Raw genomic sequence first — 15,587 nt, forward strand, 5'->3', positions numbered from 1 at the left:
GCGGCGCGACGTCGGTTACGACGAGTGCCTCGATCTGGCGGCCTCCGGGGACCCGGTGGCCGGACCGCTGGTCCTGGCCTCCGGCCGGGCACTGGGACGTCTGGTCGCCGCCGTCGCGAATCTCACCCTGACCACGGAGATCGTCCTGACCGGCGAGGGTTCCCGGCTGGCGGAGGTCGCCCGGGACGCGCTGCGCGAGGGCCTGGCGTACGACCGGGATCCGCGCGCGTCGGCCGTCTCGCTCGACGTACGGCCCGTGGACTTCGGCGTGTGGGCACGCGGAGCGGCGGTGACGGCCATTCAGGCGTACGTACTGGGGCGGATCCCCGGGAGATGAGTGCTCCGACCGCGTCGGGGTCGCGCCCTGACCCCGTCGCTGTGGCAGGTGACGCGGACTCGCCCGTCGTCACCCACCTCCCGTCACCACTGGTACGGGAGGTACTTGCCGTCCATCGTGATGACCACACGGTCACCGGCCGGGTCCGGTACGCGCTGGACGTCGAGCCGGAAGTTGATGGCGCTCATGATGCCGTCGCCGCACTGCTCGTGGATCAGTTCCTTGATCGTCGGACCGTAGACCTGGACGACCTCGTACAGCCGGTAGATCGTCGGATCCACCGGCACGGCGGCGTCCAACGCCCCGCGCGTCGGCTGGAGTCGGAACGCGAGAGCGGCGTCGTCCCCGAGTTCCAGGAGCGCGGCGGCGGTCGCGGCCTCGTCCTTGCCCATCGGGTGCTGGCCGAGCAGCGCGGCCGTGGTCCAGGCGAGCGGTCTGCCCACCGCCTCGGCGAGTTGGGCCCAGGTGACCCCGGTCTTCACCTTGGCCTGACGGACGGCCTCGGCGGCCTCCTGCTTGCTGAGCATGTGCATCTCCAATCCCGGACTGCGGCCTGGTAGCACGCGGCCAAAGCATAGGAGAGAGCGACCCGGACGGGTACGGTACGTCTCCGCGACGACAACGACGCGGAGACGTACGGAAACGGCCGTTCAGGACAGGGACTTGCGCGCCTTGCGCAGCCCGTAGAGCTGGAGATCGGCGAAGCCCAGCACCGCCACCGCCTGGAACACGATCATCGCCGTGCCCAGACCGGTCGGGTCCAGCCACCCCGCGGCGGCCGTCACGGCGCTGAGCGCGAACCACGCCAGGTTGCTGCCGACCACCGTCCACACCGCCGCACGGCGCGGCGCCCGCGCGGAGCTGACCCAGGCCACGAAGAGCGCGTACACCACCAGGAACGCGCCGATCCCGGCGAGGAACGCGACGGGCAGACCCAGCAGCGAGTCCAGCAGGGCGCAGCAGATCAGCGCGGCGGCCCCCACCGCCCCGGTGGCGACGGCGTCGAGCCGCAGCGCCAGGCGCAACAGGCCCGTGTCGCCGCCCACCGCGCCGGGACCGGCGGGTGTGGCCGTCAGCGACGGGGCGGGGACACCGAACGAATCCGACGAACTCATGGGTTCCTCCTCGGGGAAGCGACTTGACCTCCCCGATGGTTCTCGAAGGTGCCGCTCCGGTCGATTACCCGAGAGGTAATGGGCGGCAGGGAGTCGAGGAACGCGCCGAGCGCCGCGTCGAACTCCGCCCGCCGCTCCAGGTTGGGCAGATGCCCGGCCCCCTCGATGACCGCGAGCGTCGCGTCGGGTATCCCCTCGCTCATCACGCGCGCGTCGGCGACCGGCGTGTACGTGTCCTCGCTGCCGACCACGACGAGCGCGGGGACCGCCACCCTCCCCAGCATGCCGACGTAGTCGGGCCGTTCGGCCCGGCCGCGCAGCGCCGCCGCCGCGCCCTCGGGCGGTGCGCCGCGCATCATGTCCCGTACGTGCCCGGCCACCGCCGGCAGCGCCTCGGCGTTGTGCGGCGTCACCATCTTCGTCAGCACCTCGTCCGCGTACGGCCCCATCCCCTCGCGCAGCAGCCGGTCGGCCATCGCGTTACGGGCCGCCCGGCCCGCCTCCGTCTCGGCGGCGGCGAAGGTGTCGGCCAGCACCAGGGCCCGGACCCGCTCCGGGAAGAGCCGGTAGAACTCCAGCACGATCTGGCCGCCCATGGAGAGCCCGCCCAGCACGACACGGTCGACGCCCAGCCGGTCGAGCAGTGCCGCGATGTCCCACGCGAAGGTGGTGAGCGTCGTCGTGCCGGGGATGACGGTGCTCCCGCCGTAACCGCGCAGATCGGCGGCGATCACCCGCCGTTCGGGGCCGGCGAACGTCTCGATCTGGGGCCGCCACATGGAGCGGTCGAACGGGTGGCCGTGCACGAGGACCAGCACCTCGCCGCCGTCCCCCTCCCCGTCCGTGGAGCCCGTTCCGCCCGCGTCGTCGTAGGTGACCGTGATGTCGTAAAGCGTCGTGGTGCTCATGTCCGCGTCCCTCGTCCGGTGCTCGACTCCGTGCCGTCTCCCACTTGCGCTCTCGATGCTATGTGGTGCAGTATCTCGATGCAATATTGCAATTGATCTCGGTGCAATGCTGGATCGACCGCATGCGACGCGCTGCCACGAGCGGCGAGATGAGGGAGCCCCGTGGAGGACTACCGGCTGATCGCCGACCAACTCGCGGCCGACATCCGGGCCGGACGGCTGCGCCCCGGGGAGCGGCTGCCGCCCCAGCGGCCGTTCGCCCGGAGCCGTAACATCGCCAACTCCACGGCCGCCAGGGTCTACGGCGAGCTGATCCGGCGTGGACTGGCCGTCGGCGAGGTCGGCCGGGGAACCTTCGTACGCGCCGCGCCGCCCGGACCCCAGCCGATGCTCATGGAGCCCGCCGACGCCAGGGTCGACCTGGAGGTCAACTTCCCCGTACTGCCGGAACAGGCCGAGTTGCTCGCCCCCGCCATGGCGCGCCTGGGCCGCCCCGACGTACTCGCGGCGAGCCTCCAGCCCCTCGCCGGAGCCGGATCACCCGCCGCCCGCGAGGCCGCCGCGTCCCTCCTCGCACGCGCCGACTGGACCCCGGAACCCGAGCGGATCCTCTTCGCCGGCAACGGCCGCCAGGCCATCGCGGCGGCGCTTTCCGCGTGCGTCCCGGCCGGGGAACGGCTCGGCGTCGAGGAGTTCACCTACCCCGTCGTCAAAGGCATCGCCGCCCACCTCGGGATCACCCTCGTCCCGCTCGCCATGGACGAGCACGGACTCCTGCCGGAGGCCCTGGCCGACGCCCCGCCGCTGCGGGCCGTCTATCTGCAACCCACGCTCCACAACCCGCTCGGCATGACGATCCCGCCGCACCGCAGGGCCCAACTCGTCGATACGGTCCGGGCGTTGGACCTGTACGTCATCGAGGACGCCATCTACGGATTCCTCCGCGACGACGTGCCGCCCCTCGCGACCCTCGCCCCCGAACGCACCATCGTCCTGGACAGCATGTCCAAGCGGCTCGCCCCCGGACTGACCCTCGGATACGCGGTGGCGCCCCCTGGTCTCGAACAGCGCCTGGCCTCGGCGCTGCGCTCGGGAGCCTGGGCGACGTCCCGGTTCGCCCTCGACGCCGCGACCCGGTGGACGACCGACGGCACCGCCGACACGATCGGCCGGGCCAAGCGCGCCGACGCGGCCCGGCGCCAGCGCATCAGGGCCGAGAGCCTGGCCGGCTTCACCGTGCGCGCCGACCCCGGCGGCTACCACTGCTGGTGGGAGCTGCCCGACCACTGGCGCGCCGAGACGTTCGTCGCGGCCGCCGCCCGCCTCGGGATCGCCATCGCGCCCGGCGCCGCGTTCACCGTGGGCACCGGGCGCGCCCCCAACGCGGTCCGGCTGGCCCTGGGCACCCCCTCCCACCGCACGCTGACCGACGCCCTGGACCTCCTCGCGGGCCTGGCGCGCGGCACACCGGAGGACGCCGCGCCCGAGTGACGCCGGGGCGGGCCGTCGGTGGCGCCGATCCCGTACGGGCCGGTCCGTGGCGCGATCCCGTACGGGCCAGTCCCACGCGCGACCGGCCCGGATCAGCGCTGGAATGGGCGGGTGACCGCACCCCCCGACGACTGCCTCGCGCGCAACGACTGGATCTGCGGCGCCTATCTCACCGGCCGCCGGCACATCCTCTGGGACGCGGTCGTCCAGCATCTCCAGCTGACCGTCGTCTCCGTCCTCATCGCACTCGTCCTCGCCGTGCCGCTCGCCCTCGCGGCCCGGCGCCGGCGCTGGGCGTCCGGACCGGTGCTCGGCATCACCACCGTCCTCTACACGATCCCGTCGCTCGCGATGTTCTCGCTGCTGCTGCCGGTGTACGGGCTGTCCGCCTCGCTCGTCGTCGCCGGGCTCGTCCTCTACTCGCTCACCCTGCTCGTACGGAACATCCTGGCCGGGCTGCGCGCCGTCCCCGAGGAGACCCGGCAGGCGGCGCGCGGCATGGGATACGGCCCCATCAGACTGCTCCTGACGGTCGAGCTGCCGCTGGCACTGCCCGCGTCGATGGCCGGCCTGCGCATCGCCACCGTCTCGGCCGTCTCCCTCGTCACCATCGGTGCGATCGTCGGCCACGGCGGACTCGGCAATCTCATCTACGCCGGGATGAACACCTTCTTCAAGGCGCAGGTGCTCACCGCGTCCGTCCTCTGCGTGATCATCGCGATCGTCGCCGACCTGCTGCTCCTCGCGATCCAGCGGGTGCTCACCCCATGGACGAGACGGCCCCGGGAGCGGAGCGCGTGAACACCCTCACCGACGCCTGGTCCTGGCTCACCAGCGGCTCCCACTGGTCCGGCGCCGACGGCATCGGGAACCGCCTCGGCGAACACCTCTTCCTCACCGCCGTCTGCCTGCTCATCAGCTGCGCCCTCGCCCTGCCCGTCGCGCTCGTCCTGGGCCATCTCGGCAAGGGCGGCGCGCTGGCCGTCAACATCTCCAACGTCGGCCGGGCCATCCCCACCTTCGCCGTCCTGGTCCTGCTGCTCCTCACCCCGATCGGACCGTACGGCGACTGGCCGACGATCATCGCGCTCGTCCTCTTCGCGATGCCGCCGCTGCTCACCAACGCCTACGTCGGGATACGGGGCGTGGACGCCGACGTCGTACGCGCCGCCCGGGGCATGGGTATGACGGGCCATCAACTGCTGACGCGGGTCGAACTGCCCCTCGCGGCGCCGCTGATCCTCACCGGCGTACGGATCGCGGCCGTCCAACTCGTGGCAACGGCGACGATCGCCGCACTGGTGGGAGGCGGCGGGCTCGGCAGGATCATCACCGCCGGCTTCAACCTGGCGTCCACGCCGATGGTCGTCGCGGGCGCCGTCCTCGTCGCGGTGTTCGCGCTGCTGGTCGAAGCGCTCTTCGAGGTGGTGCGACGGCTGGCACCGCGCTGGGTGAGAGGCGACACCGGATGAGGCCGCGCCGCAGGACGGTGGTCCCGCTCGTCGTCGTACTCCTCGCGCCGACGGCCGCCGCCTGCTCCACCGGGCCCTCCCTGGAGAAACAGGGCGCGGTCACCGCGTCGCCCGGCGACAGCAGGAATCTGACCATCGGCTCGGCCGGCTTCACCGAGAGCGATCTGCTGGCCCAGATGTACGCGCTCCTCCTCGGCCGGGCCGGTTACCGCACCCGGATCCTCTCCGTCACCAACCGCGAGCTGTACGAACCCGCCCTGGAGTCCGGCCAGATCGACGTCGTGCCGGAGTACGCGGCGACCTTCGCCGACTGGCTGAACGCCAAGGCGGCCGGCGCCGAGGCCGGGACCGTCGGCTCGCCGGACCTGGCGGCCACCATGAAGGCGCTGCGCGAACTGGCGGCGAAGCGCGGGCTCGACGTACTGGACCCGGGCCGCGCCGTCGACCAGAACGCGTACGCCGTCACCGCCGCGTACGCGAGGAAGCACCGGCTCAGAACACTGACCGACCTCGGGCGCGCCAAGCTGCCCGTACGGCTGGCGGCAGGCGACGAGTGTGCCCAACGCGCCTACTGCGCACCGGGGTTGAAGAAGGCGTACGGCATTCGGCTCACCGGGATCGACCCCAAGGGCCTCGGCACCACACCGTCCAAGCGGGCCGTGCAGAACGGGCAGGACCAGATGCTCGTCACCACGACCACCGACGGCACGCTCGACCGGTTCGGCCTCGTCATCCTCGCCGACGACAAGCGCCTCCAGAACGCCGACCACATCGTGCCCGTCGTCAACCGGTCCCGGGCGGGCGGCGCGCGCGTACGGAACGCGCTCGACCAGCTCAACACCGTGCTGACCACCGAGGATCTGACGTCGCTGAACGAACAGGTCGACAGCTGGCGACGGCTTCCGCAGGACGTCGCGAAGAACTATCTGAGGAGCAAGGAGCTGATCCCCGCCGGGTGACGCGTGCCCGCCCGTCAGGCCGTCAGGCGCGCCGGCAGCCAGCCCAGTTGGGCCTCCTCCTGGTAGGCCTCACCGCCCTCATGGCCGTTGAACTCGTACACCTCGATCGTCCGGTCCTCGTGCGGATAGGCGTTGAACGCCGCGAAGACCGTCGACGGCGGGCACGTCTGGTCCTCCAGAGCGGCCGAGAACAGCGCGGGGGCCCGGCCGCGCGCCGCGAAGTGCACCCCGTCGAAGTAGCTGAGCGTCCGCCGGACCTGCTCGCCCCGGCGGCGGTAGGTGTGCAGATAGCTGCCCACCTCCCGGTAGGGATGCCGGTCCGTGAGCGTCGTCGCCCGAGGGAAGTCGCAGAGGAACGGCACATCGGGCGCTATCGCCACCAGGTCCGGCACCAGACCGGCCACCGCCAGCGTGATCCCGCCGCCCTGGCTGCGCCCTATCGCGGCCGTGCGGGAGGCGTCGACCAGCGGATGGGAACGGGCGGCCTCCACCGCGCGGACCGCGTCGGTGAAGACCCGGCGGTAGTAGAACTCGTGCGGGTCCTCGATGCCCCGGGTCAGAAAGCCGGGGAACGACGACGCGCTGCCCACCGGGTCCGGGGTGTCGCTGCCGCCCCACCCGGCGCCCTGCCCCCGGGTGTCCATCACGAAGTACGCGAAGCCCGCCGACGGCCACAGCAGCCGGGAGTGCGGCAGCCCGCGCCCGCCGCCGTAACCGACGAACTCGACCACCACGGGCAGCGGTTCACGGGTCCCCGCCGGCAGGACGAACCAGCCCTTGACCGGGTGACCGCCGAAGCCGGCGAAGGTCACGTCGTACGCCTCCACGGTCGACAGCCCCGTCGCGACGGGCTCGAACCGGGCGCCCAGGTCGTGGGTGCGGCTCTCGGCGAGGGTCGTCGCCCAGAAGGCGTCGAAATCGTCGGGTTCCACGGACCGGCTGCGGTAGTTCCGAAGCTCGTCGAGGGGCAGATCGAACAGGGACATGTGTGGGATCACCTCGTGTTCAGCGGGCGGACGACCACACCGTACGGCGCGGCTCCTCGCCGAAGAAGAGGCCGGAAGAACTCTTGACCGATCCCTTGACCCCCGCGTTCCGGAGGTCCACAGTACTCGTTAATGCGCATTACTAATACGCATTAACGATCCGGAGGAACACGGTGGAGGAACCCAGGAAGCGGGCCCGGCCCGGCCGCAGCCCCGCGCCCACGGGCCGGACCTCGCGGCCACGCCAGGCCGAGGTCGCCAGGCTCGCGGGGGTCTCGCAGGCCACGGTCTCGCTGGTGCTCGGGGCGCGGAAGCAGGGCGCCACGATCTCCGAGGAGACCCGGCGCAAGGTGCTCGACGCGGTACGCAGCCTCGGCTACGTCCCCGATCCGGCCGCCAGCCGGCTGGCCGCCGCGCGCAACAACCTGCTCGGGGTCTTCAGCTTCACCTCCACCTTCCCCACCGACGTGCAGCACTCCTACTACCCCTTCCTCGTCGGTGTGGAGCAGGAGGCGGCGGCGCGCGGTTACGACCTGGTGCTCTTCACCGGCTCCAGCACCGGCGGCGCGGGGGCCGCCGGACCGCACGCGCTGAACCGTGTACGGCTCGCCGACGGCTGCCTCTTCCTCGGCCGCCACGCACCCGCCGACGAACTGCTCCGCCTGGTCGCCGACGGCTTCCCCGTCGTCCACCTCGGCCGCAGGGACGAGCTGGAGGGACTTGCCTGGGTCGGCGCCGACTACGTCAGCGCCAGCAAGGAGGTCGTCAGCCACCTCGCCGGACTCGGCCACCGGCGGATCGTGCTCGTACGGGAGGACGACGAGGCCCCCGCGTCGACCGACCGTGAACACGGCTTCCTCAAGGGCCTTGCGGAAGCCGGACTGCCCGGCGGCCCCGCCGCCGTCTTCCGCTCCGCCGACCCGGAGCACGACCTCACCGCCGAGCGGCTGCGCGGCTGGCTCGACGACGGCGTCACCGCGTTCGTCGCCGAGGAGACCGACACCGGCGACGCCTGGCGCGCCCTGCACGGCGCCGCGCACTTCGTCGGCATCGACTGCCCGCGCGACGCCTCGCTCGCCCTCCTCGGCAGCCCGCCGCCGGACCTCTCCGACGGACCGACACCCACCGGGTTCGACATCCCCCGCCCGCAGTTGGGCGCCGCCGCCGTGCGGATGCTCGCCGCGCTGGTGGCAGGGGAGCAGGCCACGGAACCCCTGGTGGCCTGCGCTTTCCGGCCCGGTACGACGGCGGGAGCACCACCCATCCACCTCTGACCCCATCGCACACAGCACACCAGCACCAGGCACCACACAGCACCTCAAGGAGACCCGTGACATCCGCACCCGACATCCTCATCGTGGGCTCCGGGCTCGGCGGCGTCGCCGCCGCGCTCGCCGCCTGCCGGGCGGGACGCACCGTCGTCCTCACCGAGGAGACGGACTGGATCGGTGGCCAGCTCACCTCCCAGGCCGTCCCGCCGGACGAGCACCCATGGGTCGAGCAGTTCGGCACCACCGCCTCGTACCGCACCCTGCGCGAGTCCATCAGGGACCACTACCGCCAGTGGTACCCGCTGCGCTCCGAGGCCCTGGCCCTCACCGATCTCAACCCGGGCGCGGGCCGCGTCAGCAAGCTCTGCCACGAGCCGCGCGTCGCCCTCGCCGTCCTGGACGCGATGCTCGCGCCGCACCGCTCGTCGGGCCGGCTCACGCTGCTGACCGAACACCGCCCGGTGGCCGCCGAGACGGGCGAGGACGACACCGTACGATCCGTCACGCTCACCGACCTGAAGAACGGCAACCGCCGTACCATCGGCGCCCGTTACGTCATCGACGCGACCGAGACCGGTGAGCTGCTCGAACTCGCCGGGGTCGAGCACGCCACAGGCGCCGAGGCACGCGCCGAGTTCGACGAGCCGCACGCCCCCGAGGAGGCACAGCCCCTCAACCAGCAGGGCATCACGGTCTGTTTCGCGCTCTCCCACCACGAGGGCGAGGACCACACCATCGAGCGGCCGGCCGACTACGACTTCTGGCGCACCTACCAGCCGGACTTCTGGCCCGGACCGCTGCTCGGCTTCCTCGCGCCCGACCCCCGCACCTTGGAGGCCGTACCGCGCACCTTCGTGCCCAACCCGGATCTCGACCCGCTCGACGTCACCGCCGACCAGTCCGCCGACGCGGGCGACAAGGAGCTGTTCGGCTTCCGCCGGATCCTCGCCCGCAAGCTGCACCGGCCCGGCGCTTTCGACTCCGACATCACTCTCGTCAACTGGCCGCTCAACGACTACTGGCTCAAGCCCCTGATCGGCGCCGGCGAGGAGACGTCGGCCGCCGCGCTCGCCGAGGCACGGCAGTTGTCGCTGTCCGTCCTGTACTGGCTCCAGACCGAGGCGCCGCGCGCCGACGGCGGCACGGGATTCCCCGGACTGCGGCTGCGCCCCGACGTCACGGGGACGGACGACGGGCTCGCCAAGGCGCCGTACGTACGGGAGTCACGCCGTATCAAGGCCGTCACCACCGTCACCGAGCACGACGTCGCGATCGACATCGTCGGCCCGTACGGCGGCACCCGCTACCGGGACTCCGTGGGCGTCGGCAACTACCGCATCGACCTGCACCCCTCGACGGGCGGCGACAACTACATCGACATCGGCTCGGTGCCCTTCGAGATCCCGCTCGGCGCGCTGATCCCGCGCCGGGTCCGCAATCTGCTGCCCGCCGGAAAGAACATCGGCACCACGCACATCACCAACGGCTGCTACCGGCTCCACCCGGTGGAATGGAACATCGGCGAGGTCGCGGGCGCACTGGCCGCGCACTGTGTCGCCGAGGGCGTCGAACCGCGCCAGGTCCAGGCCGAGGACAAGCGGTTCGACCGATTCGCCCGGCTGCTCGACCGCGAAGGAGTGCAGCGCCACTGGCCCGACGTACGCGGCTACTGACGACATCGAGCAGAACGGCGGCAGAACAGCCGGGCGGAAGCAGCTCCACCTGCCCCGCCCGGCCTACCGCCCGCGCCGTACCAACTGTGCACAAGGAGGTGCCCAAGCCATGAACACCCACCGCATCCGCGTCGGCATCGACGTGGGCGGAACCTTCACCGACGCCGTGGCCGTAGACGCCACGACCCTGCGACTGCTGGGACAGGTCAAGGTCCCCACCAGCCACCACCACGAGGACGGTGTCGCCCACGGCATCGTCGAAGCTCTCGACCGCCTGCTGGAGCAGACCGGACACGCCCCGAAGGACGTGGCCTTCCTGGCCCACGGCACCACTCAGGCTACCAATGCCCTGCTGGAGGGCGACGTCGCCACGGTCGGTCTGATCGGCGTCGGATCCGGTCCGAGCGCCGGATTCACCCGCAGGCTCGCGGCCTTCCGGAAGCTCGAACTCACCCCCGGCAAGCGGCTTCCGCTCGCCTACGCCCATGTCGCCGACCCGGACGACGCGCCCGCCGTACGCGCCGCGGTCGACGCGGTCGTCCAGGGCGGCGCCCAAGTCGTCGTCGCCAGCCAGCCGTTCAGTGTCGACCGCCCCGAGGGCGAGGACACGGTCGTCGCGGCGGCGAAGGAGCGCGGACTGCCGACGACCGCCGCGCACGAGATCACCTCCCTGTACGGGCTCCACAAGCGGACCAGGACCGCCGTCGTCAACGCCGCGATCCTGCCGCGCATGCTCGCCACCGCCGACCTCGTCGACGCCTCCATCACCAAGGCGGGCGTCACCGCGCCGCTGATGGTGATGCGTTGCGACGGGGGAGTGATGTCGTTGGACGAGATGCGGCGCAGGCCGCTGCTGACCGTGCTGTCCGGACCGGCCGCGGGAGTCGCCGGCGCGCTCATGCAGGAGCGCGTCAGCGAGGGCCTGTTCCTGGAGACCGGCGGCACCTCCACCGACATCAGCGTCGTACGGCGCGGCAAGGTCGCCGTCCGGCACGCCACCATCCTCGGCAAGACGTCGTACCTGTCGGCGCTCGACGTCAGGACCGTCGGCGTCGGCGGCGGCTCGATGGTCCGTATCGGCGGCGGCAAGGTCACCGGCGTGGGACCGCGCAGCGCGCACATCGCGGGACTGCCGTACGCCTGCTACGCGACCCTGGACGACCTGCGCGACGCGAAGGTCAGCACGATCCGGCCGATGGACGACGACCCGGCCGACTACGCGGTCGTCGACGGCGCCGGCGGACGCTTCGCGATCACCATGACCTGCGCGGCCAACGCCCTGGGCCGGGTCCCCGAAGGGGATTTCGCCCACTGTGACCCGGCCGTCGCGCGGGCCGCGATAGCCCCGCTGGCCGCCGCCCTCGGCACGGACGTCGCGACGGCCGCGGCCCAGCTCCTGGACGCGGGCACCGACCAGGTCAAGACCGTGGTCGACGCGATGATCCGCGACTACCGCCTGGACAAGGACACCGCCGTGCTCGTCGGCGGCGGCGGAGGCGCCGCCTCCGTCACCCCGCACCTCGCGGCCGTCACCGGCCAGGAGGGCAGGATCGCCCGCCACAACGAGGTCATCAGCCCCATCGGCGTCGCCCTCGCCCTCATCCGCGAACAGGTCGAACGCATCATCCCCGGCGCCGGCCAGGAACAGATCCTCGCCGTACGCGCCGAGGCCGAGGCCGCCGTCGTCGCCCAGGGCGCCGCCGCCGACGGCGTCGAGGTGGAGGTCACCGTCGACCCGCAGACCAGCACCGTGCGGGCCGTCGCGACCGGCGCCACCGAGCTGCGTACGCAGGACCGCGCCCACCGGGCCGACGACGCCGAACGGCTGCGCGCCGCCGCCGACAGCCTCAAGTCCGACCCGGCGTCGGTACGCGTACTGGCGGGCACCCCCGCGCACACCGTGTACGGCACCGACGTCCACCGCCGGTTCCGCGCCGACCGCCACCCGGTGCGCGTCGTCGACGCCGACGGGGTCGTACGGCTCCACGCGCCGGACGCCCGCGTCGAGTCCACCACCGTCGGCCGCGCGCCCGAGGTGCTCGCCGGACTGGTGAAGGAGGCCACCTCGTACGGCGACGGCGGCGTCCGCGCCCCCGCGCTGCGGCTGCTCATCGGCTCCCGGATCGCCGACCTCTCCGGCGTACTCGACCCGCAGCCGCTGCTGGCGCTCGCCCGCAGCGAACTGCGCGCACGCGCTGCCGACGAACCCGTCGTCGCCGTCCTGGAGGTGCGCTCATGAGCGCCACCGCCCTGCTCGACCGGACCGCGCGCGCGGCGATCGAGGAACTGGAGGCGACCGACGACGTCGAGTTCGGCGTACGGCTGCTCGCCAACACCCCCACGCACGAGAGCCGCGACCCGGCCCGTCTGCGTCAATGGGTCCGTACCGCCGACGAGTTCGGCGCGGCCCTCGCCCCCGTCGCGTGCACGGCGCGCGTCATGGAGAGCGACGGCGGCCTGGACCGGGGACTGCTGGCCCGCTACACCTCCCGGCCGGTCCCGACCGTCGAGCTGTTCACCGACACCCTGGACCTCGCGGAGGAGCTGATCGACCGACTCGGCTGGCGGCACTGGTATCCGGCCGGGTCCCCGCGGGCCGCGGCGATCGCCCACGAGACCGTGCACGAGCAGCTCCACCACGGACCGGCGAAGACGGCCCTGAAGCGCTCCCTGGACCATGTCGTGCTGCGCGTGGGACGCAGGCGTCTGTACGGCCATGTCGCCGGCGCCGACGAGATCGCCGCCCACGCCCACGCCCGCACGGTCTGCGGTCTCGGCCGCAGCCCGCTCCTGCTGACGGCCGCCCTGGCCACCGCCGCCGACGCGCGGCAACGCTCCTCGCACGGAAGAAAGAAGTAACGCCATGGGCGTCGTCATCCTTCTTGTCATGGCGGCCGGTGTCGCCGCGATGCTCACCCGCAAGCTGCCCACCGCCTTCGCCCTCGTCATCCTGGCCGTCGCCATCGCCTTCCTCGCGGGCGCCCCGCTGACCGGCGAGAACAGCGTCCTGGACACGGTCATCCAGGAGGGCGCCCCCGCGCTCGCCGCCACGATGATCGCGATCCTGCTGGGCTCCTGGCTCGGCAAGCTCCTCGACGAGACCGGTATCGCGGGCACCCTCGTCCGCAAGATCGTCGAATTCGGCGGCGACCGCCCCGTCGTGGTCGCCCTCGGAGTCCTCGCCGTCTCGACCCTCGTCGGTACGGTCACGGGCTCGGCGCCCGCCGCGATGCTCGCCGGCATCATCGGCATCCCCGCCATGGTCGCCGTCGGCATCCCCAAGGTCACCGCGGCCGGCACCATCCTGATGGGCATAGCCGCCGGTATGCCCTTCGAGCTGCCCATCTGGCAGTTCTTCTCCACCGCGCTGGAACTGCCCGTCGACACCGTGCGCGGCTTCATGCTGAAGCTGTTCCCGTTCGCGCTGGCCGCCGCGATCCTGTTCGTCCTCATCGAGACCCGGCGGCGCGGCGTCGAACACGCGTGGTCGCTCAAGTCCGCGTCCGCGAAGCCCACTTCGCGCCGCAAGCAGCTCGGTGACGCCCCGTGGTACGCGCTGCTCACGCCGCTCGTACCGCTCGTCCTCGCCCTCGGTCTCGACGTCGCGATCCTGCCGTCGATGCTGGCCGGTGTCCTGTACGCGCTGGTCACCACCACCCGGCCGGGCGAGATGAACAAGCGGCTGCTGCGCACCCTGTACGGCGGCTTCGAGATCGCGGCGGCGCCGATCGTGCTGTTCATCGCGATCGGCATCCTGCTCGCGGCGGTCAAGCTGCCGGGCGCCGTGGAGGCGCTGGAGCCGCTGATCAAGGCGGTCAGCCCGCAGAACCCGGTGCTGTTCGTCATCGTCTTCACCCTGCTCGTACCGCTCTGCCTCTACCGGGGGCCGCTGAACGTCTTCGGCCTCGGCGCGGGCATCGCCGGTGTCCTCATCGCCGCCGGCATCTACCCGGCCGTCGCGGTGCTGGGCATCGCCACCTCGTACAACCAGGTCTTCGGTGTGTCGGACCCGACCAGCACCCAGACCGTGTGGAGCGCGCAGTACGCGGGGGTCACACCGCAGCAGGTGATGCTGCGGACCCTGCCGTACGTGTGGGCCGTCGCCCTCGGCGGATTCTGCGTCACCGCCGCCACCTATCTGTGATCTCTCAACTCCCGGGACGGAGAACGACATGACACAGCACGACGCGCACGACCGGCCGCAGAACCCCGGCCGCCGGATCTTCCTGCGGGCGGCGGCGGCCACCGCCGCCGTGACCTCCGGCGTGATAGCCACCGGCGCGACGGCCGGCGGCGCGAGCGCGGCCACCGCCGGGGCCCAGGCCGCCACTCCGGCAGCAGCCGCGGCAGCCGCCGCGCCGGGAGGTTTCCCCGACTACCGTTACCTCAAGACCCTGCTGACGCCCTCCCAGCTCAAGTACAACCCCACCGGCGAGATCATCTTCCCGTGCATCCGGGGCGTCTACGACAAGCTGGCCAACCCGCTGGGCCGTTACTACCTCTACTACGGACCGCACGACGCGCCCGGCGGCATCTGCCTGGCCTACGGCGACTCGCTGGAGGGGCCGTTCACCGAGTACACGGCCAACCCGATCGTCTCCAACAACTGGCAGCCGCACTACAAGGTCAGCCACGTCGCCTCGCCGCACGTCCTGTGGCGGGCGGACCTCAAGGAGCTGTGGCTCTACTTCCACGGCGAGAACGGCACGACGCGCCTCGCCCGCTCCAAGGACGGCATCACCTTCACGTACGACAAGGTGGTGCTCACCACCGCGATGATGCCCGCGGGCAGCACCGAGACCTCCTACGCCCGCGTCTTCGCGCATGAACTGCCCTCGCGCGGCGCGCACTACGTGATGCTCTTCATGCTCAACAACCAGTCCAACCACCGTGACATCGCCTGGGGCTGGTCGGCGGACGGCCGGAACTGGACGTTCTCCCAGACGCCGCTCGTGCGCCACTCCGACGTCGGCGCGAACAACGTCGGCGGCCCGCACCTGCTCAGCCGCGACGGCAGCACGTACGTCGTCTACAACACCGACAAGGAACACGGCGGCAACATGCTGATCACCGAGGTCGGCAACGACTTCGGCCGCCGCAACCATCTCGGTGTGTTCTACGACTCGGCCAACGGCGCGCCGGACAACGGACGCAGCGCCGCGCCGAGCTTCGGCACCGACAAGGGGGTGCCGTACATGGTCTACGAGGCGGGCGAACGGCTCCAGGGCGCGATCGCGGTCGCGCGCGACGAGGTCGAGTTCGACTCGGTGTCCGACGCGTAGGCGAGCCGGTGCCGGCCGGGGGCCGGGCCGCGAGGTGACGCGGCCCGGCACCCGGCCGGCGGGTGGGTCAGCCGCGCGCGACCGCGATCGCGC

At 72.1% G+C, this 15,587-nt stretch carries 14 protein-coding genes and 1 pseudogene; 11 read left to right on the top strand and 4 right to left on the bottom strand.

The window, feature by feature from the left end; translation table 11 throughout:
• Window positions 1-337: pseudogene (locus BHU15_RS40120) on the top strand (ROK family protein); the annotation flags it as partial.
• 83 nt (window positions 338-420) lie between these two features.
• Here BHU15_RS40120 and cynS read toward each other — a convergent pair.
• From cynS to BHU15_RS14845, 3 genes are all read right to left on the bottom strand, one after another.
• Window positions 421-864 (bottom strand): cyanase, encoded by a 444-nt coding sequence (gene cynS / locus BHU15_RS14835; protein WP_069627631.1) that lies wholly within the window; start codon window positions 862-864, stop codon window positions 421-423.
• Between the two features lie 123 nt (window positions 865-987).
• On the bottom strand, window positions 988-1,452 hold the full coding sequence (locus BHU15_RS14840; protein ID WP_218028062.1) for a hypothetical protein: 465 nt from the start codon (window positions 1,450-1,452) through the stop codon (window positions 988-990).
• Window positions 1,449-2,360 (bottom strand): alpha/beta fold hydrolase, encoded by a 912-nt coding sequence (locus BHU15_RS14845; protein ID WP_079128147.1) that lies wholly within the window; start codon window positions 2,358-2,360, stop codon window positions 1,449-1,451. The genes BHU15_RS14840 and BHU15_RS14845 overlap by 4 nt, the downstream gene beginning before the upstream one ends.
• A 162-nt stretch (window positions 2,361-2,522) precedes the next feature.
• On the opposite strand from BHU15_RS14845, the gene BHU15_RS14850 reads away from it, so the two are divergent.
• From BHU15_RS14850 to BHU15_RS14865, 4 genes are all read left to right on the top strand, one after another.
• Window positions 2,523-3,851: an aminotransferase-like domain-containing protein gene (locus BHU15_RS14850; protein WP_069627621.1), complete on the top strand. Its 1,329-nt coding sequence runs from the start codon at window positions 2,523-2,525 to the stop codon at window positions 3,849-3,851.
• A gap of 111 nt (window positions 3,852-3,962) precedes the next feature.
• Window positions 3,963-4,652 carry an ABC transporter permease gene (locus BHU15_RS14855; protein WP_069627622.1) on the top strand — a complete coding sequence of 230 codons (690 nt, stop codon included), beginning with the start codon at window positions 3,963-3,965 and terminating at the stop codon, window positions 4,650-4,652.
• On the top strand, window positions 4,649-5,323 hold the full coding sequence (locus BHU15_RS14860; RefSeq protein WP_069627633.1) for an ABC transporter permease: 675 nt from the start codon (window positions 4,649-4,651) through the stop codon (window positions 5,321-5,323). Before BHU15_RS14855 ends, BHU15_RS14860 begins: the two co-directional genes overlap by 4 nt.
• Window positions 5,320-6,282 carry an ABC transporter substrate-binding protein gene (locus BHU15_RS14865; protein ID WP_069627623.1) on the top strand — a complete coding sequence of 321 codons (963 nt, stop codon included), beginning with the start codon at window positions 5,320-5,322 and terminating at the stop codon, window positions 6,280-6,282. Before BHU15_RS14860 ends, BHU15_RS14865 begins: the two co-directional genes overlap by 4 nt.
• 14 nt (window positions 6,283-6,296) lie before the next feature.
• Here the strand turns inward: BHU15_RS14865 and BHU15_RS14870 are convergent, their stop codons facing one another.
• A complete protein-coding gene (locus tag BHU15_RS14870) occupies window positions 6,297-7,268 on the bottom strand; it encodes an acetylxylan esterase (protein WP_069627624.1) in 972 nt (323 codons plus the stop codon).
• A 173-nt stretch (window positions 7,269-7,441) separates the two neighbouring features.
• Between BHU15_RS14870 and BHU15_RS14875 the strand changes: the two genes are divergently transcribed.
• From BHU15_RS14875 to BHU15_RS14900, 6 genes are all read left to right on the top strand, one after another.
• Window positions 7,442-8,542, top strand: coding sequence for a LacI family DNA-binding transcriptional regulator (locus BHU15_RS14875; protein ID WP_069627625.1), 1,101 nt, complete (start codon window positions 7,442-7,444; stop codon window positions 8,540-8,542).
• 56 nt (window positions 8,543-8,598) lie between these two features.
• Entirely contained in the window at window positions 8,599-10,212 is a 1,614-nt protein-coding gene (locus BHU15_RS14880) for an FAD-dependent oxidoreductase (RefSeq protein ID WP_069627626.1), read from the top strand.
• A 109-nt stretch (window positions 10,213-10,321) separates the two neighbouring features.
• Window positions 10,322-12,451, top strand: a complete 2,130-nt coding sequence (locus BHU15_RS14885) for a hydantoinase/oxoprolinase family protein (RefSeq protein ID WP_069627627.1) — start codon at window positions 10,322-10,324, stop codon at window positions 12,449-12,451.
• Window positions 12,448-13,071 (top strand): hypothetical protein, encoded by a 624-nt coding sequence (locus BHU15_RS14890; RefSeq protein ID WP_069627628.1) that lies wholly within the window; start codon window positions 12,448-12,450, stop codon window positions 13,069-13,071. Before BHU15_RS14885 ends, BHU15_RS14890 begins: the two co-directional genes overlap by 4 nt.
• A gap of 4 nt (window positions 13,072-13,075) precedes the next feature.
• Window positions 13,076-14,356 carry a TRAP transporter large permease gene (locus BHU15_RS14895; RefSeq protein WP_069627629.1) on the top strand — a complete coding sequence of 427 codons (1,281 nt, stop codon included), beginning with the start codon at window positions 13,076-13,078 and terminating at the stop codon, window positions 14,354-14,356.
• Between the two features lie 28 nt (window positions 14,357-14,384).
• The gene (locus BHU15_RS14900; protein WP_069627630.1) at window positions 14,385-15,494 is read left to right on the top strand and encodes a glycoside hydrolase family protein; all 1,110 of its coding nucleotides are present in this window, start codon (window positions 14,385-14,387) and stop codon (window positions 15,492-15,494) included.
• Window positions 15,495-15,587 lie beyond the last annotated feature (93 nt).

This window comes from Streptomyces niveus, from assembly GCF_001723055.1.
Classification (GTDB): Bacteria; Actinomycetota; Actinomycetes; order Streptomycetales; family Streptomycetaceae; genus Streptomyces; species Streptomyces niveus.

Bases quoted from the DNA above. Each gene is read 5' to 3' on its own strand.
- BHU15_RS14900 (WP_069627630.1), top strand. From the start codon at position 14,385: ATGACACAGCACGACGCGCACGACCGGCCGCAGAACCCCGGCCGCCGG.
- BHU15_RS14870 (WP_069627624.1), bottom strand. From the start codon at position 7,268: ATGTCCCTGTTCGATCTGCCCCTCGACGAGCTTCGGAACTACCGCAGC.
- BHU15_RS14895 (WP_069627629.1), top strand. From the start codon at position 13,076: ATGGGCGTCGTCATCCTTCTTGTCATGGCGGCCGGTGTCGCCGCGATG.
- BHU15_RS14890 (WP_069627628.1), top strand. From the start codon at position 12,448: ATGAGCGCCACCGCCCTGCTCGACCGGACCGCGCGCGCGGCGATCGAG.
- BHU15_RS14845 (WP_079128147.1), bottom strand. From the start codon at position 2,360: ATGAGCACCACGACGCTTTACGACATCACGGTCACCTACGACGACGCG.
- BHU15_RS14865 (WP_069627623.1), top strand. From the start codon at position 5,320: ATGAGGCCGCGCCGCAGGACGGTGGTCCCGCTCGTCGTCGTACTCCTC.
- cynS (WP_069627631.1), bottom strand. From the start codon at position 864: ATGCTCAGCAAGCAGGAGGCCGCCGAGGCCGTCCGTCAGGCCAAGGTG.
- BHU15_RS14840 (WP_218028062.1), bottom strand. From the start codon at position 1,452: ATGAGTTCGTCGGATTCGTTCGGTGTCCCCGCCCCGTCGCTGACGGCC.
- BHU15_RS14885 (WP_069627627.1), top strand. From the start codon at position 10,322: ATGAACACCCACCGCATCCGCGTCGGCATCGACGTGGGCGGAACCTTC.